We start from the raw sequence: 20,535 nt of genomic DNA on the forward strand, positions 1-20,535 counted from the left end.
TTGCCCGAGAGGCAAAAAGGGGCATCGGCCGCGGCCAGGACGACCCCTCAGCGGTTCGCGACCGCCTGCTTCACCAGCGTCTTGCCGAAGTCCCACATCAGTCCGCCGCCGCTGTGCGCCTCGTCCATCACCTCGGTAAACGCCCCGACGAAGCGGTCGACCTCCGCCTCCCCCACGGTCAGCGGCGGGATCAGCTTGATGACCTCCAGATGGTCGCCGGAGACCTGGGTGAGGATGCGGTGCTTCTGGAGCAGCGGTACGACGACCATCTGCGCGAAGAGTCCCTTGCGGGCGGCCTGGAGCATCGTCCAACGCCCGCGCAGCTTCAGCGACTTGGGCCTGCCGAACTCGATGCCGACCATCAGGCCGCGGCCGCGCACCTCGCTCAGCAGCTCATAGCGGTCGACGAGGGCCGCGAGCCGCGTCTTGAGCAGCTCCCCCGTCAGCCGCGCGTTCTCGACGACCTTCTCGTCCTCCAGCACGGAGAGCACGGCGAGCCCCGCCGCCATGGCCTGCGCGTTCGAGCCGAAGCTCGCCGAGTGCACGAGCACCCGGTCCATCGACGAGTAGACCTTCTTGAAGATCCAGTCCTTGCCGAGGGTCGCGCCGACCGGCACATAGCCGCCCGACAGCGCCTTGGCGACACAGACCAGATCCGGCTCGACACCCTCCTCGTGCTGGTAGGCGTAGAAGTCGCCGGTCCTGCCGAGGCCGGTCTGCACCTCGTCGGCGATCAGCAGCGCCTTGTGCCGGTGGAGCAGCTCCTGGGCGGCGCGCAGATATCCGGGCGGCGTCTCGTGCACGCCCTTGCCCTGGATGGGCTCGACGATGAGCCCCGCGACGTCGCCCTTCTTCAGCTCCTTGCGCAGCGCGTCCAGATCCCCGAGCGGTACGGCGGTGTCGGGCAGCAGCGGCGCGAAGCCGTCGCGGAAGCCGTCCTCGCCGTTGACGGAGAGGGATCCGGTGGTCAGCCCGTGGAAGGCGTGCGCGCAGTAGAGCACCCGCGGCTTCCCCGTCGCGTACCGCGCGAACTTCAGCGCCGTCTCGACGGCCTCCGTGCCGCTGTTGCCGAAGAACACCCGGTCCAGGTGCGGGCTGTGCGTGAGCAGTTGCTCGGCGAGCAGCCCGGGCAGCGGCTGGCAGTCGAAGCGGGTGAGGTCGGCGAGCGAGGCGTCGAGGACGTCGTGCAGCGCCTTGCGTACGACGGGGTGGTGCCTGCCGAGGCCCATCACGCCGAAGCCCGCGAGCATGTCCAGGTAGTCGTTGCCCTCCGCGTCCCAGAAGTACGCGCCCTCGGCCCGTTCGTAGACCTTGTCGAAGCCGATGGTGTGCAGCATGCGCGGCAGTTGGTGATTGAGGTGCCGTGCGTGCAGTTCGTACCGCTCGGCGCCCCGCTCGGCGAGGAGTCTGCCGAGGTCGAATCCCTTGGCGCCCTTGCTGTCGAACTCCTTGGTCATGCGCTGTGCTCCTTGCCCGAACCCTGCTCCCCCACGCTCTCCTTGGCCGCCAGCGTGGCGCTGATCCGCCCCGCGATCTCGACCGGTGTGAGCCCGAGGTCCGCGAGCACCTCGCCCCGCTTGGCGTGCGCGAGGAACTGCTCGGGGATCCCGAACCGCCGCACCGGTACGTCCACTTCGGCCTCGCCGAGCGCCAGCGCGACCGCGGCACCGACCCCGGCGGAGCGGCTGTTGTCCTCGACGACCGCCACGACGCGGTGGCGCCCGGCGAGCCCCGGCAGCTCCGCGTCGACCGGCTTGACCCAGCGCGGGTCGACGACGGTGCAGCGCAGGCCGCGCTCCTGGAGCAGCTCGGCGGCCTGCAGACAGACCGGCGCCATCACACCCACGGCGACCAACAGGACGTCGGCGTCCGCCTCTTGGAGCAGCACGTCCATGCCGCCGAGCCGGTCCACCGCCGGGATCGCGGGCCCCACCGACTCCTTGGGGAAGCGGACCAGCGTCGGCGCGTCGTCCACCGCGACCGCCTCCCGCAGCTGTGTCCGCAGCTGGTCGGCGTCGCGCGGCGCCGCGATCCGCAGGCCCGGCACGACCTGCAGGATCGACATGTCCCACATGCCGTTGTGCGAGGCACCGTCGGCGCCGGTCACTCCGGCCCGGTCCAGGACGAACGTCACGCCGCACTTGTGCAGCGCCACATCCATCAGGAGCTGGTCGAAGGCCCGGTTGAGGAAGGTCGCGTAGAGCGCGACGACGGGATGGAGCCCGCCCGTGGCGAGCCCGGCCGCCGACACCGCCGCGTGCTGCTCGGCGATGCCGACGTCCCACACCCGGTCGGGGTACGCCTCGGCGAACTTGGTCAGGCCGACCGGGCCGAGCATCGCGGCGGTGATGGCGACGACGTCCTCGCGCTCGGCGCCGATGCGGACGATCTCGTCGCCGAACACCGAGGTCCAGGAAGGTCCGTTGGACGGCGCGAGCGGCTCGCAGGTGAGCGGGTCCATCACGCCGACGGTGTGGAAGCGGTCGGCCTCGTCCGCGAGCGCGGGCTCGTATCCGCGCCCCTTCTCGGTGAGGCAGTGGATCAGGACGGGCCCGTGGAAGCGTTTCGCGCGGCGCAGCGCCGACTCCACCGCGTTGATGTCGTGCCCGTCGATCGGCCCGACGTACTTGAGCCCCAGATCCTCGAACATGCCCTGCGGCGCGAAGGCGTCCTTGAACCCCTTCTTGGCGCCGTGCAGCGATTCGTAGAGCGTCCGCCCGACGACGGGGGTGCGCTGGAGTATGTCCTTGCCCCAGGCGAGCACCTGCTCGTAGCTGTCCGTCGTACGGAGGGTGGCGAGGTGGTTGGCGAGTCCGCCGATGGTCGGCGCGTACGAACGCTCGTTGTCGTTGACGACGATGATCAGCGGCCGGTCCTTGGCGGCGGCGATGTTGTTGAGCGCCTCCCAGGCCATGCCGCCGGTCAGCGCGCCGTCCCCGATGACCGCGACGACGTGCCCCCGCTCGCCGAGGACCTGGCGGGCCTTGGCGAGGCCGTCGGCCCAGCCGAGCGCCGTGGAGGCGTGGCTGTTCTCGACGATGTCGTGCTCGGACTCCTCGCGCGAGGGATAGCCCGAGAGGCCGCCCTTGCCGCGCAGCTTGGAGAAGTCCTGCCGCCCCGTGAGCAGCTTGTGCACATAGCTCTGGTGTCCGGTGTCCCACACGATGCGGTCGACCGGCGACTCGAAGACCCGGTGGAGTGCGATGGAGAGCTCCACCACCCCCAGGTTGGGTCCGAGGTGACCGCCGGTTCTGGCGACCGCGTGCACCAGGAACTCCCGGATCTCCTCGGCCAGTTCGTCCAGCTGGTCCTCGGTCAGCGCCCTCAGATCGCGCGGCCCCCGAATGGTGTCCAGAATGGTCATGCTCGGGCCCCCTCTCTGGTTGTTCTCAGCTCACGGTGACATCGGGCAGCCCGGACGGGATGCCGTCGTCCTCCATCTGCGCGGCGATCTTCATCGCCTCTTCGATGAGGGTCTCCACGATCTTCGACTCGGGGACGGTCTTGATGACCTCGCCCTTCACGAAGATCTGGCCCTTGCCATTGCCGGACGCGACCCCGAGATCGGCCTCGCGGGCCTCACCGGGGCCGTTCACGACACACCCCATGACGGCGACACGCAGCGGCACCTCCATGCCGTCGAGCCCCGCGGTCACCTCGTCGGCCAGCTTGTAGACGTCGACCTGGGCGCGCCCGCAGGACGGGCAGGAGACGATCTCCAGGCGCCGCTGGCGCAGGTTCAGGGACTCCAGGATCTGGATGCCGACCTTGACCTCCTCGGCGGGCGGCGCGGACAGCGAGACCCGGATGGTGTCGCCGATGCCCTCGCTCAGCAACGCCCCGAAGGCGACGGCCGACTTGATCGTGCCCTGGAAGGCCGGGCCCGCCTCGGTCACGCCGAGGTGCAGCGGATAGTCGCAGGCCGCGGCCAACTGGCGGTAGGCGTTGACCATCACGACGGGGTCGTTGTGCTTGACCGAGATCTTGATGTCGCGGAAATCGTGCTCTTCGAAGAGGGACGCTTCCCACAGCGCCGACTCGACGAGGGCCTCGGGCGTCGCCTTGCCGTACTTCGCGAGCAGCCGCTTGTCGAGCGAGCCCGCGTTGACCCCGATCCGGATGGGCGTGCCGGCCGCCGACGCGGCCCGCGCGATCTCGCGCACCTTGTCGTCGAACTGCTTGATGTTGCCGGGGTTCACCCGGACCGCCGCACACCCGGCGTCGATCGCCGCGAAGACGTACTTCGGCTGGAAGTGGATGTCGGCGATCACCGGGATCTGCGACTTGCGCGCGATCGTGGCGAGCGCGTCCGCGTCGTCCTGCGTGGGACAGGCCACCCGCACGATCTGGCAGCCCGACGCGGTGAGTTCCGCGATCTGCTGCAGCGTCGCCCCGATGTCGGACGTACGCGTCGTCGTCATCGACTGCACCGATACCGGCGCACCACCCCCCACGGCCACCGGCCCGACCTCGATGCGCCGCGAGACGCGACGCTCCGAGATGGGCCGGACCGGCAGCTCGGGGAGGCCCAAAGAGACGGGCTCTCCAGAGGTCATGACGTCACCCGCGGTTTCCGGAGACCGTCTCACGGGCCGCGCGGATGGACTCCTTGAGGGAGCCCATGGTGGCGAGGACGGCGGTCGGCTCGTAGCCGCAGTGCGCCATGCAGTTGGCGCAGCGCGGGTCCTTCCCGCGGCCGTACTTGTTCCAGTCGGTCTCCTCGATGAGCTGCCGGTACGTGGGCACGTACCCGTCGCTCATCAGGTAGCAGGGGCGCTGCCAGCCGAAGAGCGAGTAGTTCGGGATCGCCCACGCGGTGCACGGGAAGTCCGCCTTGCCCTCCAGGAAGTCGAGGAACAGCGGCGAGTGGTTCAGCCGCCAGCGCCGCCGGTTGCCGCCCGCGAAGGCCTTCTTGAAGAGTTCGCGGGTCTGCTCGACGCCCAGGAAGTGCTCCTGGTCGGGCGCCTTCTCGTAGGCGTACGCGGGCGACAGCATCATCTCGTCGACCTGGAGGTCGTCGTTGAGGAAATTCAGGACCTCGATGATGGTCTGCGGGGTGTCGGTGTTGAAGAAGGTGGAATTGGTGGTGACCCGGAAGCCGCGCCGCTTGGCCTCCTTGATGGCCGCCACCGCCTCGTCGAACACACCCTCCTTGGCGACGGATTCATCGTGCCGCTCACGCATGCCGTCGATGTGCACGGCGAACGCGAAATACGGCGAGGGCTTGAACTTTTCGATCTTCTTGCGCAACAGCATCGCGTTGGTGCAGAGGAAGACGTACTTCTTCCGCGCCACCAACTGCCGCACGATCTCGTCGATCTGAGGGTGCATCAGCGGCTCGCCACCGGCGATGGACACCATCGGCGCACCGGATTCGAGCACCGCGCCCACGGCCTGCGCCACCGGCATGCGCTGCTTGAGCACACCGGCCGGGTGCTGGATCTTCCCGCATCCCTCGCACTTCAGATTGCACGCGAAAAGCGGTTCCAACTCGACGATCAGCGGAAACTTGTCCCGCTTGCGCAACTTCTGTTCAAAGAGATACGTAGCGACCTTGATGGACTGACGCAGCGGCATGACCATCTGGCTCACCTCCGGGGGAGCAGCGAAGAACGGTGCCATTCGAAGAAAGCGGGAAGCACGGCACGAAGAACACGGAAAGCTGATATTCCACCGCGCACCGTGCCGATACGGACGAGTTCGTGCTGTGGGGCGTCCACGACCACCCGGACGGCCGCAACGGGCCGCCGTCCGGCGCGTACGGCGCTGTGCAGGGTCGCCGCGGACTCCATGTCCACCGCGATCGCGCCCGTGGCGAGCAGGTCTTCCCGCTCGTGGCCGCGGACGACGTGGTCGGAGCCGGTGAGCGGTCCGGTGTGCACCGTGCGCCCCGGCACGGCCCGCACCAGCTCCGCGACCAGCAGATCCGTGCCCTCACAACGGGTGCTGCCGCGCGCGTCCCTGGTCTCCTCGGCGACGACCAGGTCGCCGGGGTGCATGCCGGGGGCGAGCCCGGCGCAGAAGCCGGTGGCCAGGACCGCCGCGTCGCGCAGGGCCTCCTTGCCCAGCGCCTTCGTGACGGCGCGGTCGGCGTTCTTGGGACCCATGCCGGTACGCAGCACGGTGGTGGCGCCCGGGGCGCCGCCGCGGTCGCCCGTGCGCAGGGCGAGGCGCTCGATGCCGAGCGCACAGGCGATCAGCAGCGGCGCGTGGTCCGGCGGGCGGGCCGTGGCCTTGGCCATCAGCTCCCCTTGCCGGAGCCGCCCGTGAACGGCTCTCCGTTGACGTACCTGCCGAGCGCGGTGAGCGGGAACACCTGCCGGTAGAGGTGGTAGTTGATGGAGAAGTCCCACGGGAAGCCGGTGCCGGTGAAGTACGGCTCGTCCCAGGAGCCGTCCTCGCGCTGCGTCTCGGCGAGCCAGCTCACGGCCCGCTCCACCGACTTGGACTCGCGCTCACCGGCCGAGAGGAGTGCGAGCAGCGCCCAGGCGGTCTGCGAGGCGGTCGACGTGCCGTGCCCGGCCCAGCCCCGCTCGCGGTAGGAGCGCAGGTCCTCGCCCCAGCCGCCGTCGTCGTTCTGCACGGACTCCAGCCAGCTGACGGCGCGGCGGATCGCGCGGTGCGAGGCGGGCAGTCCGGCCGCGACGAGCGCGGGCACCACGGACCCGGTGCCGTAGACGTAGTTGACGCCCCAGCGGCCGAACCAGGCGCCGCTCTCCTCCTGTTCGGCGAGCAGCCACTCGATGCCGCGCCGGGTGCGCGGGTCGTGGGATCTGCCCTCGACGGCGAGCATCTCCACCACGTGCCCGGTGACGTCGGCGGACGGCGGGTCGATGACCTCGCCGAAGTCGCAGAACGGCAGCCGGTTGGGGAAGGCGCTGGTGTTGTCGACGTCGAAGGCGCCCCAGGCGCCGTTCTTCGACTGCATGCCGAGGTTCCAGCGCACCCCGCGGTCGATGGCGTTCTCCAGACGCGCCTTGTCGGGGTGCTTGACCCGGCGCAGCGCGAGGGCGACCTCGGCGGTGTCGTCGATGTCGGGGTAGTTGTCGTTGTGGAACTCGAACGCCCAGCCGCCCGGGGTGAGTCCGGGCCTGCGCACCGACCAGTCCCCCGGCCGGACGATCTGCTCGCCCAGCATCCAGTCGGCGGCCTTGACCAACTGCGGGTGGTCGGCGGGCAGTCCGGCGTCCGCGAGCGCGATGGTGGCCAGGCAGGTGTCCCACACCGGCGACTGACACGCCTCGATCATCCGCGCGCCGTCCTCGCGCCACACGGCGAACCGGTCGAGCGAGTCGAGCCCGGCCTTGAGGACCGGGTGGTCCAGGTCGTAGCCGAGCAGGTGCAGCGCGATGACGGAGTAGACGGCGGGCGGCTGGATCCCGCCCCAGCAGCCGTCGTTCTCCTGCCGCTCGATGATCCAGCGCGCCGCGCTGTTCATCGCCGCCTTGCGCACCCGGCGCGGCGCGACCTTGTGGTAGAGGTGCAGCGCCTTGTCGAGCCGCTGGAAGACGCCGTCCCAACTCGCCACGGGGGCAAGCGGTCTGGCCGGGTTCGGGTGGCGTGCGTCGGCGTGCAGCTCGTCCAGGGCGAACGGCGCGGGCCGCACCGGGCGCTTGGCGGAGACGATCGTGAGCGGCACGATGGTCTGCCGCGCCCAGCAGCCGAAGTCGTAGATGTTGAGCGGGAACCACTTGGGGAAGTAGATGAGCTCCGGCGGGAGTTCGGGCAGGTCGTCCCACTTCCACCAGCCGAACAGGGCCAGCCAGATGCGGGTGAAGACCCGGCTCGCGGCGATGCCGCCCTGGTCGCGGATCCACGCGGAGGCCTTCACCATGTGCGGCGCGTCGGGCGCGTCGCCCGCGAGGCGCAGGGCGACGTACGCCTCGATGGTGGTGGAGAGTTCGCCGGGCCCGCCGAAGAACGTGGCCCAGGTGCCGTCGTCGCGCTGCTCGCCGCGGATGAAGAGCGCGGCGGCGCGCGTGGTCGGCTCGTCCCTGATCCCGAGGAACTGCCGCAGGAGGAGGTCCTCGGCGTCCATCGTCACATTGGTCTCGAGGTCGCCCTTCCACCAGCCCTCGGCGTCCTGTCGGGAGAGCAGGAAATCTGTGGAGCGTTGTATGGCGCGCGCGGCGGCGTCATGGGTGCCTGCCGTCGCGGCGGTGGTGTCGGTGTTGTCGGTGGGATGGCTGGCCGAGGCTGCGCGGGGCGTGGCCGCTCCGGTGCTTCCGTCGGTCGTCGCTGTCATGGCTTCCCCTTCGTGCAGTGCGGTGGCTACGTCTGCTGTGGGTCCGCCGTCGGCCGACGCGAAGCGCCGGCCGGCGACTGCCTGGGGTTCTGGGGGTCACCCCCCAGAAAACCCGGATATCCGCGCGATAGTGATCATCTCTTTCGTACGACGACGAAGTCCGCGAGCGCGACGAGCTGCGCCCGTACCCGGTCCGGCATCTGGACGGTGTCCAGCGCCTCGATGGCGATGGTGTGCTGGCGCCGGGCCTCCTCGGCGGTCCACTCGCGCCCGCCGGCCTCTTCGATCAGGGCGGCGCGCGCGGCGAACTCCTCCTCGGAGAAGTTCTCGAAGTCACTGCTCTTGGCGTCGGCGGCGAGCAGCTCGCCGAGCCGCTCGGAGGCGGGTCCGCCCGCGGCGAGCGCGGCGACGACCGGCAGGGACTTCTTGCGCTGGCGCAGATCGCTCCACGTCTGCTTGCCGGTGGCCTCCGGGTCGCCCCAGATGCCGAGCAGGTCGTCCACGGCCTGGAAGGCGAGGCCGAGGTGGTAGCCGTACTTCTCCAGGGTGTCGGCGGTGCGGTCGTCCGCGCCGCCGAGCACGGCGCCGATGGAGACCGCGCAGGCGAGCAGGGCGCCGGTCTTGTTGCCCTCCATCTCCAGGCACTCCTCGACGGTGACCCGCTCGCGGTGCTCGTAGGAGATGTCCTGCGCCTGGCCGTCGATCAGTGCGCGCGTGGCGGTGGTGAGGCGGCGCGTGGCGCGGCCCGCCTCGACGGTGCCGAGCTCCAGGAGGATCTCGTTGGCGAGCGCGAAGAGCGCGTCGCCGACGAGGATGGCCTGCGCGGGGCCGTGCACCTTCCACACGGTGTCGCGGTGGCGGCGCTGCTCGTCGCCGTCCATCAGATCGTCGTGCAGCAGCGAGAAGTTGTGCACGAGCTCGACGGCTACCGCGCCGGGGATGCCGACCTCGGGGGCGGCACCCGCGGCCTCGGCGGAGAGCAGGGCGAGCGCGGGGCGCACCGCCTTGCCGCCGTCGCCGTCGGACGGGTTGCCCGCGGCGTCGATCCACCCGAAGTGGTAGGCGGCGACGGTGTCCATGGGCGGCGCGAGGCGGTCCACCGCGGCCCGCAGCACCGGGGTGGCCAGCGTCCTTCCGCGCTCGAGCAGTGAGGTCACGTCCACCGTGTCGGCAGCCGTTTCGGCCGAGGGCACAGTCGGCACAGTTTCTCCTCTTGTTCCGGTGCTGGTGTTCTGGGGACCTGACCCCAGAAGGTCGAGCTTCACGCCGCCGCCTCCTCGAATGCGAAGAGGTGATCACGGGGGCGGTCGAGAGTGGAGAGGGCGGCCTCGGCCGCGCTGATGCCGCTGCGTACGGCGCTCTCCATGGTCGCGGGCCAGCCGGTGGCGGTCCACGCGCCCGCGAGGTACAGGCCCGGCGCCTTGGTGCGGGTCCCGGGCCTGAGCTTGCCGACGCCGGGCGTCGGCGCGAAGGTGGCGGTGCGCTCGCGGGTCACGAAGAAGTCCCGCACCTCGGCGCCGTGCGCGGCGGGCAACAGCCGCTCCAGCTCCGGCAGATAGCGTTCGCGCAGCGCGGCGACGGGCGCGTCGATCTCGTCCTGGGCGGCCGACTGGGAGAGCGCCAGGTACTGCCCCGAGGCGAGGCCGGACGCTTCGGTGCGGTCGAAGACCCACTGGATGGGCGTGCCGAGCGCGGCGAAGAAGGGCCGCTTGAGGACCTTGCGGTCGTACACGACGTGGATGTTGAGGATCGGCGCGGTGTCGATGTCGAGCAGCCGGTCGGGCTCGTCGAGGGCGCCGTCCGGCAGGAGGTCGTGGGTCTCGTGCTGCGGCACGGCGAGCACCACGGTGTCGGCCTCGATCCGCTCGCCGGGAACCTCCACGCTCCAACCGCCGTTCTCCGTACGGGAGATGGAGGTGACTCGTGTCCTCAGTTCGGTACGGACTCCCGCGGCGTCGAGCGCCTTGCGGGCGAGTCCGTCGTGCAGATCACCGAGGGGCACCCTGGCCCAGCCGATGTCGGCGGCGCCGGGGTCCGAGAGCAGCCCGGTCTTGAACACCATCGCGGCGAGTCCCAGCGAGGAGTCGCCCGCGACGGCGTTGAGCGTGGCGACGCCCACCAGGTCCCAGAGGGCCTCGATGGCGCGCGCCGACTGGCCGTGCCTGGCCAGCCAGCTGCCGAAGTCCTGGCCGTCGAGCACGGGATCGGCCGGATCCAGTCCCTTGAGGGCGAGCGCCGCGCGCCCCACCTTGGCGCGTTCGGCGACCGACAGATGCGGATAGGTGGCGAGGCTCGCCGCCAGGTGCAGCGGCACGGGCAGCGCGGTGCGCCGCAGCCGTCCGAGGCGATGGCGGTCGGCGTCGAGCACGGGCACGTCGAGACGTTCCTGCACGGGTGCCAGGTGCGCCCCCTCGACCCGGTCGAGGAACCACCGGTAGGCGGTGCAGCAGCGCAGATAGACGTGCTGGCCGTTGTCGACGGTGAGGTCGCCGCGCTGGAAGGAGAACGCGAGGCCGCCGAGCCGCGGCCGGCCTTCGAGCAGGGTGACGCGCAGTCCCGCGTCGGCGAGCGAGAGGGCGGCGGTGATGCCGGCGAGCCCGCCGCCGACCACTACGGCGGCCGCCCCACCAGGGCGGCCCTCGGCATCCGTGATCAGCCCCGCGGGCTGCATGTTCTCGCTGTTCACGCACCCTCCTTTTCGGCCGTTGCAGTCTGTGACGCGACCATAGAGCGGAGGGTTGCCCGCCGCTTGGTCGTGGTCGTCCCAGCCGCCCCACGATCCTTCAGGGCGCGCATCACGCACGCCTCCTGACGGTCCCTCGTGAGACGTTCCGCGCGTCGAGTCCGGACAGACCGCGCACGGCGACGTACGCCTTCTCGCGGCCGGGCAGGGAGACACGGCCGCGCAGCACCGCCTCCGGTTCGCGCTCGATGCGGTCGAGCAGACGCCGGTAGATCCCGGCCATGGCCGCCACGCAGGCACCACTGCGCCGGTCCAGCATCGGGAGCAGCCGATAGCCCTCGGCGAAGAGGGCCCTGGCGCGCCGGACCTCGAAGTGGACGAGGCCCGCGAAGTCGGATCCGGCGGGCGGCTCGGAGCCGGAAAACCCGGCGGAGCAGCCGAACTTGGCGAGGTCCTCGGCGGGCAGATAGGTCCGTCCGCCCTCCGCGTCCTCGCGAACGTCCCGGAGAATGTTGGTCAGTTGGAGCGCCAGGCCGAGCGTGTCGGCATACTCGGGCGCACGCTCGGCGTGAAGCGCCCCCCGCTCCGTGCCGAACACGCCGAGCGAGAGCCGCCCGATGGCGCCGGCCACGCAGCGGCAGTAGACCTTCAGGTCCTCCCACGTCTCGTACGTCTCGCCGCGCACATCCATCAGGACGCCGTCGATGAGTTCGTCGAGCCCGCCCATCGGGATGGGGAAGTGGGCGGCGGCGTGCGCGAGGGCGACCGCGACCGGGTCGGTGTCGTCCTCCTCCACGGCGCCCTCGCGGATCCGGGCGAGCAGCGCCCGGGTGTCCTCGAGCCGGTCCGCCTTGACGTCCGGCGCGAGCGCGCCGTCGCCGATGTCGTCCACGCGCCGCGAGAGCGCGTAGAGCGCGGACATGGCGCGCCGCTTGGGCGTCGGCAGCAGCCTGATGCCGTACGCGAAATTTCGCGCCTGCTGTCCGGTCACGGCCTCGCAGTAGCTGTACGCGGCGAGTACCGGCGCGGACACCTGCGGAACTGACTCCACGGTGCGGCTCACCCCTCTCCTCGCAGAACCGCCCCGGCCGCACGCAGCATTCGGGGCTTGGTGGGCTTGGGTGGTCCTGGCAGTACGTCGTATCCGGCTGCGGCGATCGACTGGACCGCCGCCCTCCCCCCTGCCACGAACCCGGCCAGCAACAGCTTGAGCCTGCCGTGGACGCTACCCACCAGGGGGGTCCCTTCATTCAAGAGGCAGCGGGCGCGTTCCGCTTCGTACGCGACCAGTGCGCGCACCGACGCGCCTGTGGTCGGTGCGGCCAGATCCCGCTCCTGGACATGGAATCGCTTCATGTCCTCGGCGGGCAGATAGATGCGGTCACGGCCGAGGTCCTCACTGACGTCCTGGAGGTGCTCGACGATCTGCAGCCCGGTGCAGACGGCGTCGGAGCGGCGGATGCGTTCGGGGGTGGCCGTCCCGGTGATGGCGAGGACAAGACGGCCGACGGGGTTCGCGGAGAGCTCGCAGTACGCCAGGAGGTCGTCGTACGTCTCGTAGCGCGTGACGAGCTGGTCCTGGCGGTTGGCCTCGACCAGGCCGAGGAACGGCTCGGGGGTGAGGCCGCGGCGGCGCACCGTGGGCTGCAGCGCGCGCAGCAGCGGGTGGTGCGGGGTGCCGTCGAAGACGCGGTGCAGATCGGCCTCGAAGGCGTCGAGGAAGGCGAGCCGGTCGTCGGCGGCCGCCGGGTCGAGGCCGAGGTAGCGGGCGTCGGCGCCGCCGGGGGCCAGGTCGCCGTCGCCGATGTCGTCGACGAGGCGGGCGAAGCCGTACACGGCCATGAGGTCGTCGCGCCAGGCCCGGGGCAGGAAGAAGGGCGCCACGGGGAAGTTCTCGTCCGCAGCCTTGTCGAGGACGGCGGATGCATCGCGGAGCTGGAGATCATCCGTAGCCATTGCCGTCACATCTCCCGTTCTACACTGCCGACCCAATACATCCTATTTCGGACACGCCGCCCAGCCCTCCCCCAGGGGGACCGTGCCCGGCACCGGGGCGCCGCGCGATATCGCCCCACTTGCCGCGAATCAGCACCGGTACAGCTTACGTTGTACAACCCAGCGCGCATCGTCGGGGTGTTCCGCACGTCACAACAACACACCGATTGGCGTCAAGCTTCCCTGAACTCAGGTGAGTTGAGTGGTTCCTGGGGCGTCGTTCGGCCAGTACGCGACAGGGCCCCACCGGGATCATCCCGGTGGGGCCCTGCTGCCGAACGGGTGTCGCCCGGTGGTGCGATCGGGCTACTTGCCCGTGAACTTCTCGTACTCCTTGATGACCTCGTCGGTCGGCCCGTCCATGCGCAGCTCGCCGCGCTCCAGCCAGAGGACCCGGTCGCAGGTGTCGCGGATCGACTTGTTGTTGTGGCTGACCAGGAAGACCGTGCCGGCCTCCTTGCGGAGCTCGCGGATACGTGCCTCGGAGCGCTTCTGGAACTTGCGGTCGCCGGTCGCCAGGGCCTCGTCGATCATCAGGACGTCGTGGTCCTTGGCGGCCGCGATGGAGAAGCGCAGGCGGGCCGCCATGCCGGAGGAGTAGGTGCGCATCGGCAGGGTGATGAAGTCGCCCTTCTCGTTGATGCCGGAGAAGTCGACGATCTCCTGGTAGCGCGCCTTGATCTGCTCGCGGGACATGCCCATCGCGAGACCGCCGAGGATGACGTTGCGCTCGCCGGTGAGGTCGTTCATCAGGGCCGCGTTCACACCGAGGAGCGAGGGCTGGCCGTCGGTGTAGACCTTGCCCTGCTCGGCCGGGAGCAGGCCCGCGATGGCGCGCAGGAGCGTGGACTTGCCGGAGCCGTTGGAGCCGATCAGGCCGATGGCCTCGCCGCGGTAGGCGGTGAAGCTGACGCCGCGCACGGCGTGCACCTTGCGGACGCCGCGCTCCTCGCCGCGCTTGAGGATGCGGCTCAGGGCGGAGGTGGCGCTGCCCTTGCCGGTCTTCGCGCCGTTGACGCGGTAGACGATGTGCAGCTCGTCGGCGATGACGGTGGGGATGTGCCCCTTGCCGGCATTCTGGTCGATCTTTTCGTCAGCCACGGCCGTACCGCTCCTCAGCCTTCCAGAAGTACACGAACCCGACCGCGCCGATCACGACCGCCCAGCCCACGGCGAAGGCCCAGACGTGCGGCGGCAGATACGAGGACCCGTAGTCGTCGATCATGGCGAAGCGGATCAGGTCCATGTAGATGGAGGCCGGGTTCCACTGGAGCACGTCCCCGACCCAGCCCGGCACGCCCTCCTTGTCGGCGAGCATCGCGGGGATGCTGAACATGACGCCCGACGCGTACATCCAGGTGCGCATCACGAACGGCATCAGCTGCGCCAGGTCGGGCGTCTTGCTGCCCATCCTGGCGAAGATCAGCGCGAGGCCGGTGTTGAAGACGAACTGGAGGGCGAGCGCGGGCACCACGAGGAGCCAGGACCAGGTCGGGAAGATCCCGAACCCGACCATGATCAGGACCAGCACGATCATCGAGAAGAGCAGCTGCTGGAGCTGCTGGAGCGCGAAGGAGATCGGCAGCGAGGCCCGCGGGAAGTGCAGCGCACGCACCAGGCCGAGGTTGCCCGAGATGGCCCGTACGCCCGCCATCACCGAGCTCTGCGTGAACGTGAAGACGAACACGCCCGTCACCAGGAACGGCACATAGATCTCGTGCGGGATGCCCTTCCTCGCACCGAGGAGCAGTCCGAAGATGAAGAAGTAGACCGCCGCGTTCAGCAGGGGCGTCGCCACCTGCCACAGCTGGCCGAGCTTGGCCTGGCTGTACTGGGCGGTCAGCTTCGCCTGGGAGAAGGCGAGGATGAAGTGGCGCCGTCCCCAGAGCTGGCGGACGTACTCGAAAAGTCCGGGCCGGGCGCCGCTGACGGTCAGACCGTACTTGGCGGCGAGGTCGGCCCGGGAGAGCCCGTCATCGGGCGACGGGGTCGACGGCGAGGCTGTCACCGCGACTCCGCCGTCATGCGTTGTCTCACTCACGAGTGGAAACTTTCGTCTTCAGAAGCGCAGCCGGTCGGGCGTAGGCGTGGGCCAGGGACCGGGGTATGGCCCAGATGCTCTCAGACCCGAGCTTGTCAGATGACGGGAGGTCGGCCCAGTCGGGTCAGCCGCCACACCGTACGCCACTTCATGGGACGCCTGGGCCCGCAGGGCGTGCTCCAGCCCTCCTTGAAGCCGCCGAACCACGCCTTGAGCGCGGGCCGCGAGGGGCGCCGGGCCAGCGTCAGGAGCAGCCAGACCCCGAGGTAGACGGGGACCAGCAGGGCGGGCAGGTTGCGGCGGGCCAGCCAGACACGGTTGCGGGCGACCATCCGGTGGTAGACCGCGTGCCGGGACGGGGCGGTCGTCGGGTGGAGGAGCACCATGTCGGCGCGGTAGTCGATCATCCAGCCCGCGTTCAGCGCACGCCAGGCGAGGTCGGTCTCCTCGTGGGCGTAGAAGAACTCGTCGGGCAGGCCGCCCACCTCGGCGATGACCTTCGTACGGACGGCGTTGGCGCCGCCCAGGAAGGTCGTCACGCGCGAGGAGCGCATCGGGTCGGAGGCGCGCAGACGCGGCACGTGGCGGCGCTGGGTCTCCCCCGTGTCCGGGTCCGCGATGCGGAAGCTGATGATGCCGAGCGCCGGGTCGGCGGTGAACGCCTCACGGCACAGCTCGGCCGTGTCCGTGTTGGCGAGCAGGCCGTCGTCGTCCAGGAAGAGCAGGATGTCGACGTCGGTGCCGCCGGGGCCGAAGGCCTCGATGCCGACGTTGCGGCCGCCGGGGATGCCGAGGTTCTCGGGCAGTTCGACGGTGCGTACGACCGACGAGAACTCCGTGACGTCCGGTACCGGGGCGCCGTTGCCGACGACGACCACCTCGACGCGGTCGCCGTCCTGCTTGGCGACCGAGTCGAGGAGGGCGCGCAGCTCCTGGGGACGGTTGCCCATCGTGATGATGACGGCGCCGACCTTGAGCTTCTGTGCCGGGGTGTTCACTTCAACCTGCTCGAGACGAGGATGGACACGAGGTGGAGCAGGGTCTGCAGGAGCGCGATGCCCGCCATGACGGCGACACCGACGCGCGAGAAGAACAGGTCGCCCCGGGCCGAGTCCACGATCGCGAGGACCAGGATCACCAGGGACGCCTCGACCCCGAGGATCAGCCGGTGGAACTTCAGCGCGGCGGCGGCCCTGCGGGCGAGCGCCATGCCGGAGGAGCGCGGCTCGGACGCCGACTCCTTGACCGGCGCCATCCCCTGCTGGTGGCGGGCGACGCCGACGAGGTCCGTCTCGGCCTTGATCAGGATGGCGCCGAGCGCGGCCAGGGTGCCGAGGAAGGCCCACAGCCAGTCGATGCGTCCGCTGCCCCACAGGTCGGCGGCGCGCAGGCCGAAGCCGACCAGGACCGCGGCGTCGCACAGATAGGCGGCGACCCGGTCCAGGTAGACACCGGCCATCGAGTACTGCTTCTTCCAGCGGGCGATCTCGCCGTCGACGCAGTCGAGCAGCAGATAGAGCTGGACCGCGAGCACGCCGAGCACGGCACCCGTGATGCCCGGCACCAGCAGGGCCGGGGCGGCGAGGGCGCCGGCGACGGTCATCACGTAGGTCAGCTGGTTGGGCGTGACCCGCGTGTTCACCAGGTGCCGGTCGATGCGCAGGGAGACCTCGCGCATGTAGAGCCGGCCGGCCCAGTGTTCGCCGCTTCGCCGGTCCTTCACCCCCGGGGGGTGAACAACCGGGCGGAGCTCAGCTACCGATGGTTTTGGCATAGTCGGCGTATGCGTCCCTGATCTGGTCGGTGGAGAGGTCGAGGTGTTCGAGGATCGTGTAGCGGCCCGGACGGGTCTGCGGAGCGAACTCCACGACCTGGACGAACTCGTCCACGGTGAAGCCGATCTCCTCCGGCAGCACGGGCAGTCCGTGGCGGCGCAGCACCGAGGCCATGAACGCCGACTCCTCGTGCGCACCGCGCAGGTGCATCGCGAAGGCCGCGCCAAGACCGCACTGCTCGCCGTGGCTCGCGGCGCGCTTGGGGAAGAGGAGGTCGAAGGCGTGGTTGATCTCGTGGCAGGCGCCGGAGGCCGGACGGGAGTCGCCCGAGACCGACATCGCGATGCCCGTGAGGACCAGACCCTCGGCGAGGACCTGCAGGAAGCCGTCGTCGCCGACGCCACCGGGGTGGCGGAGCACGGCCTCGCCGGCCTGGCGGGCCATGGCGGCCGCGAGGCCGTCGATGTCCTCGCCGCGCTCGCGGGCGGCGAGCTCCCAGTCCCGGATCGCGGAGATGTTGGACAGGGCGTCACCGATGCCGGAGCGGACGAAGCGGACCGGCGCTTCACGGATGACGTCGAGGTCGATGACGACCGCTATCGGGTTCGGCACACCGTACGAGCCGCGGCCCGCGTCGTTGTCGAGGGTCGCGACGGGCGAGCAGAGGCCGTCGTGCGACAGGTTCGTCGCGACGGCGACCAGCGGCAGGCCGACGCGCGCCGCGGCGAACTTGGCGCAGTCGATGATCTTGCCGCCGCCGAGGCCGACGACAGCGTCGTAACGGCCCTTCTTCATGGCGTCGGCGAGCTTGATGGCGTCGTCGAGGGTGCCGCCGCCCACCTCGAACCACTCGGCGCCGGGCAGCGACGGCATCAGGCGGTCGCGCAGGACCGCTCCGGAGCCGCCGCTGATGGCGATGGCGAGCTTGCCGGTCGACGAGCAGATCCGCTGGTCGGCGAGGACACCGGCCAGGTCGTTCAGCGCCCCCGGCCGGATGTCGACGACGACCGGCGAGGGGATGAGCCTCGTCAGTACTGGCACGCGATCTCCCGGCCCTTGGCGAGGTCGTCGTGGTTGTCGATCTCGACCCACTTGACGTCGCCGATCGGCGCCACGTCGATCTTGAAGCCGCGGTTGACGAGCTCCTGGTAGCCGTCCTCGTAGTAGAGGTCGGGGTCGCGCTCGAAGGTCGTCTTCAGCGCGTCGGCGAGCTCGTCGGCCGCCTCGCCCTCGATGAGGGTGACACCGATGTACTCACCGGTGGCCGTGGCCGGGTCCATCAGCTTGGTGATCTTCTGGACGCCCTTCTCGGGGTCCACGATGACCTTCATCTCCTCGTCGGCGAGGTTCTTCACCGTGTCGAGGGCGAGGATGATCTTCTTGCCGTCGCCGCGGGCGGCGAGCAGCGTCTTCTCGACGGAGACCGGGTGCACGGTGTCGCCGTTGGCGAGGATCACGGTGTGCTTGATCGCGTCACGGCCGCACCACAGGGAGTAGGCGTTGTTCCACTCCTCGGCCTTGTCGTTGTCGATCAGGGTCAGCTTGAGGTTGTACTTCGCCTCAAGCGCCTCCTTGCGGTCGTACACGGCTTCCTTGCGGTAGCCGACGATGATCGCGACCTCGGTCAGGCCGATCTCGGCGAAGTTCTTCAGGGTGAGGTCGAGGACAGCAAGCTCGTTCTCGGTTCCCTCGCCCACGACGGGCACCAGCGCCTTCGGCAGCGTTTCGGTGTAGGGGCGCAGACGCCGGCCGGCGCCGGCGGCCAGGACGAGGCCGATCATGCGGGTTCTCCTTCATCGTGTACGGCGGGTGCTCCAGAGGAGACCCAGAAGCGGATGCTCTCGACGAGCACCACGAGTGCCACGGCCACGGCGAGTGCCGTGAGCGCGACGGTGAAATCTGTGGCGGACAGCAGGGCCGCGGCCAGCGCGACCACGAGGGTCCTGCCGTCCTGGCCGCCGATCGTCCGCACCAGCCAGCGCGGGGGCGCGCCGGTGCCGCCCTTGATGCGGTACACCGTGTCGTAGTGATGGTAGGCGACCGCGGCCACGAGCCCGAAAGCCGCTGGCAGCGCTCCGTTCACATCGGCTTTGGCCGCGATGACCAGGACCGTGCCGTACTCGGCGGCGCGGAAGAACGGCGGAACCAGCCAGTCCAGGGGGGCCTTGAGGGGGCGCGAGAGCGCGAGGCCGGACGCGATCACGTAGATCACCGCGCCGACGACCACCCACGAGCTGCCGTAGGACGTGAAGGCGGCCGCACCGACGACCGCGGCGCCGCCGACGAAGGCGACGACCGGCGCGGGCAGCGGCCATCCGCCGCGCTTGAGCGCGGCGAACGCCGAGGCCAGCGGGCCGTTGTCGGCGAGGTCGCTGAGCGCCCCGGCGGCGCGGTCGGTGCGGGTCGCCTTGCGGGTCAGCGAGCGCAGGACGCGGCCCGCCGTGGTGTAGCAGGCGGCGAGGGCGCAGCCGATGATCAGGACGACGAGGGTGATGCGCGGGGTGGTGAGCGCAGTGAGCACAGCGATCATCGCCCAGCGCTCGCCGATCGGCAGCACTATCATCCGGCGCACCCAGACCGTCCACCCGACGCTGTCGAGCTTGTCCGAAAGGGCCGCGGTGGGGCTGGTGTTGGCGGTCGCGTCGTGATTCGCCTCGTTGAAGGAGAAGTCCACGACGTGCCGGCAGGTCTGCAGGACCATCGCGCCGAGGGCCAGGGCCCACACGTCGTCGCCGCCGCGCGCGGCACCGAGCGCGAGGCCCGCGTAGTACGCGTACTCCTTGGCGCGGTCGAACGTCGCGTCCAGCCAGGCGCCGAGCGTCGAGTACTGCAGGGAGTAGCGGGCGAGCTGCCCGTCCGTGCAGTCCAGGACGAAGGAGAAGAGCAGCAGTAGGCCCGCCGCGACGAAGCCGCCGCGGGTGCCGGTCGCCGCGCAGCCCGCCGCGATCAGGGCGGTGAGCAGCGAGGCGGTGGTGACCTGGTTCGGGGTCAGGCCCCGGCGGGCGCACCAGCGGGCGATGTAGCGCGAGTAGGGGCTGATGCAGTACGTCGTGAAGAAGCCGTCCCGCGACTTGACCGCGGTGCGCAGGCGGACTGCTTCGTCGTCGACGGCGGCGACGGCCTGGCGTGCTTCGTTCCGCGCCTGCGGATCGGTGGGCACGGTGGCGACGAGGCTGCCGAGGTCGGGGCGGTGCACGTCCGTAGCGGCGGACTCCATGGCCGAGGCGATGTCGTCCGGCAGCGCGTCGAGCGTCACGACGCCGCCCGCGGTGCCTGCCGTCGCGCGCAGGGCGCTGGTCAGGTCCTTGCGGGCCTGGGGCTGCGCGGTGACGGCGCCGGGCACGGCGGACGCGGCGAAGCGGGGGTCGGTGAGACCGAGGCGCAGGGCGTGGACGTGACCGACGAAGCGCGCGTCGACGACCGCGACCCGCTGGTCGGCCGGCACGGCGGCGAGCAGCGTCTGCGCGTCCGCCGCGTCCGAGGCGACCCGCACGTCGAAGCCGAGGGACCGCAGATCACCTTCGAGCGGCGACCCGGGGACCGGCTGTCCGGTGAGGATGGCGGTCGACAGACGAACTCACTCCTTGAGTCCCGGCGCGGCTGGCGCGCCGGGCGCATGCGTGAAGGGGGGCGCCCCAGGCCATGGGCGGCCGGGCGGCACGTCGGCAGAGGCTATCGGATGCTGGGAAGCGGGAATTCACCACCCGTTCACGGCCCGATCAACGCGACCTGCGAGGGCCTCGGCGTTCGCGATCATCATGGTCGATGGGGGGCCGCCCCCACAAACCGCGCCCGT

General features: G+C 70.5%; 17 protein-coding genes. All 17 read right to left on the minus strand.

The genetic code is table 11. The features are described from left to right. Positions 1-47: 47 nt before the first annotated feature. The 17 genes from ACFWZ2_RS00260 to ACFWZ2_RS00340 all read right to left on the minus strand — a co-directional run bounded on the left by ACFWZ2_RS00260 (position 48) and on the right by ACFWZ2_RS00340 (position 20,310). Positions 48-1,457 carry an aspartate aminotransferase family protein gene (locus tag ACFWZ2_RS00260; RefSeq protein ID WP_384539443.1) on the minus strand — a complete coding sequence of 470 codons (1,410 nt, stop codon included), beginning with the start codon at positions 1,455-1,457 and terminating at the stop codon, positions 48-50. Beyond that, positions 1,454-3,364 (minus strand): 1-deoxy-D-xylulose-5-phosphate synthase, encoded by a 1,911-nt coding sequence (gene dxs, locus ACFWZ2_RS00265; RefSeq protein ID WP_384539446.1) that lies wholly within the window; start codon positions 3,362-3,364, stop codon positions 1,454-1,456. The genes ACFWZ2_RS00260 and dxs overlap by 4 nt, the downstream gene beginning before the upstream one ends. A 25-nt stretch (positions 3,365-3,389) precedes the next feature. Then, on the minus strand, positions 3,390-4,556 hold the full coding sequence (ispG, locus tag ACFWZ2_RS00270; protein WP_384539448.1) for a flavodoxin-dependent (E)-4-hydroxy-3-methylbut-2-enyl-diphosphate synthase: 1,167 nt from the start codon (positions 4,554-4,556) through the stop codon (positions 3,390-3,392). A gap of 4 nt (positions 4,557-4,560) precedes the next feature. Next, positions 4,561-5,583 carry an adenosyl-hopene transferase HpnH gene (gene hpnH, locus ACFWZ2_RS00275; RefSeq protein WP_384539451.1) on the minus strand — a complete coding sequence of 341 codons (1,023 nt, stop codon included), beginning with the start codon at positions 5,581-5,583 and terminating at the stop codon, positions 4,561-4,563. Positions 5,584-5,588: 5 nt separating this feature from the next. Beyond that, complete coding sequence (locus ACFWZ2_RS00280) at positions 5,589-6,242, minus strand: 1-hydroxy-2-methyl-2-butenyl 4-diphosphate reductase (protein WP_384539454.1); 654 nt, start codon at positions 6,240-6,242, stop codon at positions 5,589-5,591. Further along, entirely contained in the window at positions 6,242-8,245 is a 2,004-nt protein-coding gene (shc, locus tag ACFWZ2_RS00285; RefSeq protein WP_384539457.1) for a squalene--hopene cyclase, read from the minus strand. Before shc ends, ACFWZ2_RS00280 begins: the two co-directional genes overlap by 1 nt. Before the next feature lie 134 nt (positions 8,246-8,379). After that, complete coding sequence (locus ACFWZ2_RS00290) at positions 8,380-9,510, minus strand: polyprenyl synthetase family protein (protein ID WP_384539460.1); 1,131 nt, start codon at positions 9,508-9,510, stop codon at positions 8,380-8,382. After that, entirely contained in the window at positions 9,507-10,916 is a 1,410-nt protein-coding gene (gene hpnE, locus ACFWZ2_RS00295) for a hydroxysqualene dehydroxylase HpnE (protein WP_384540334.1), read from the minus strand. The genes ACFWZ2_RS00290 and hpnE overlap by 4 nt, the downstream gene beginning before the upstream one ends. Positions 10,917-11,040: 124 nt before the next feature. After that, on the minus strand, positions 11,041-11,991 hold the full coding sequence (hpnD, locus tag ACFWZ2_RS00300) for a presqualene diphosphate synthase HpnD (protein ID WP_384539462.1): 951 nt from the start codon (positions 11,989-11,991) through the stop codon (positions 11,041-11,043). Beyond that, positions 11,988-12,884, minus strand: a complete 897-nt coding sequence (hpnC, locus tag ACFWZ2_RS00305) for a squalene synthase HpnC (RefSeq protein ID WP_384539465.1) — start codon at positions 12,882-12,884, stop codon at positions 11,988-11,990. Before hpnC ends, hpnD begins: the two co-directional genes overlap by 4 nt. 345 nt (positions 12,885-13,229) lie before the next feature. Further along, positions 13,230-14,024 carry an ABC transporter ATP-binding protein gene (locus ACFWZ2_RS00310; protein ID WP_384539468.1) on the minus strand — a complete coding sequence of 265 codons (795 nt, stop codon included), beginning with the start codon at positions 14,022-14,024 and terminating at the stop codon, positions 13,230-13,232. Then, positions 14,017-14,964 (minus strand): ABC transporter permease, encoded by a 948-nt coding sequence (locus tag ACFWZ2_RS00315; protein WP_384539470.1) that lies wholly within the window; start codon positions 14,962-14,964, stop codon positions 14,017-14,019. Before ACFWZ2_RS00315 ends, ACFWZ2_RS00310 begins: the two co-directional genes overlap by 8 nt. Before the next feature lie 95 nt (positions 14,965-15,059). Continuing rightward, on the minus strand, positions 15,060-15,914 hold the full coding sequence (locus tag ACFWZ2_RS00320) for a glycosyltransferase family 2 protein (RefSeq protein WP_384540337.1): 855 nt from the start codon (positions 15,912-15,914) through the stop codon (positions 15,060-15,062). 44 nt (positions 15,915-15,958) lie between these two features. Further along, the gene (locus tag ACFWZ2_RS00325; RefSeq protein WP_384539473.1) at positions 15,959-16,738 is read right to left on the minus strand and encodes a CDP-alcohol phosphatidyltransferase family protein; all 780 of its coding nucleotides are present in this window, start codon (positions 16,736-16,738) and stop codon (positions 15,959-15,961) included. Beyond that, positions 16,716-17,780: an iron-containing alcohol dehydrogenase family protein gene (locus ACFWZ2_RS00330; RefSeq protein WP_384539477.1), complete on the minus strand. Its 1,065-nt coding sequence runs from the start codon at positions 17,778-17,780 to the stop codon at positions 16,716-16,718. The genes ACFWZ2_RS00325 and ACFWZ2_RS00330 overlap by 23 nt, the downstream gene beginning before the upstream one ends. After that, positions 17,768-18,520, minus strand: coding sequence for a sugar phosphate nucleotidyltransferase (locus tag ACFWZ2_RS00335; protein ID WP_384539480.1), 753 nt, complete (start codon positions 18,518-18,520; stop codon positions 17,768-17,770). The genes ACFWZ2_RS00330 and ACFWZ2_RS00335 overlap by 13 nt, the downstream gene beginning before the upstream one ends. Beyond that, positions 18,517-20,310, minus strand: coding sequence for a DUF5941 domain-containing protein (locus ACFWZ2_RS00340; RefSeq protein WP_384540339.1), 1,794 nt, complete (start codon positions 20,308-20,310; stop codon positions 18,517-18,519). Before ACFWZ2_RS00340 ends, ACFWZ2_RS00335 begins: the two co-directional genes overlap by 4 nt. Between the last annotated feature and the right edge of the window lie 225 nt (positions 20,311-20,535).

It is taken from the genome of Streptomyces sp. NPDC059002, assembly GCF_042740435.1.
GTDB lineage: Bacteria > Actinomycetota > Actinomycetes > Streptomycetales > Streptomycetaceae > Streptomyces.